At 63.0% G+C, this 397-nt stretch carries 1 protein-coding gene; it reads left to right on the top strand.

The genetic code is table 11. The features are described from left to right. A partial coding sequence (locus ACWTU8_RS33255) for an NAD(P)-dependent oxidoreductase (RefSeq protein ID WP_455851432.1) occupies positions 1-317 on the top strand: 317 nt, incomplete at its 5' end. Between the last annotated feature and the right edge of the window lie 80 nt (positions 318-397).

The following is a 397-nucleotide window of genomic DNA, read 5'->3' as shown; positions in this document are numbered from 1 at the left end:
TGAAGGAATTGCGCAAACGCAACGGCCTCGGCGGTTCGGTGCTGATCAACGCCGGGCGTGGCCGCCTGCAGAAGGATGCCGACATCGTGCGGGCACTGGATGACGGCACGCTGAAGGAGGCGAGCCTCGACGTGTTCGAGGTCGAGCCGTTGCCGAAGACCAGCCCGCTGTGGAACCATCCGAAAGTGTTCGTGACGCCGCACGCCGCGGCGACCTCCGATCCCATGCATCTGGCGCCAACCATGCTGCGCCAGATGGACGCCTTCGAGCGCGGCGAGAAGCTCGAAAACCTGGTCGACCGAAAGGCCGGATATTAGCCAGGATCCCTACATAGCCAGGTCCCAGTGCCTGAAGCACTGCTTGATTGCTCGCACCGAGGACAGCTGCAGTTTTGGCA

It is taken from the genome of Mesorhizobium sp. BHbdii, from assembly GCF_053848045.1.
The sequence above is the reverse complement of the archived record's forward strand: the minus strand, read 5'-3'. Positions and strand labels throughout refer to the sequence as shown.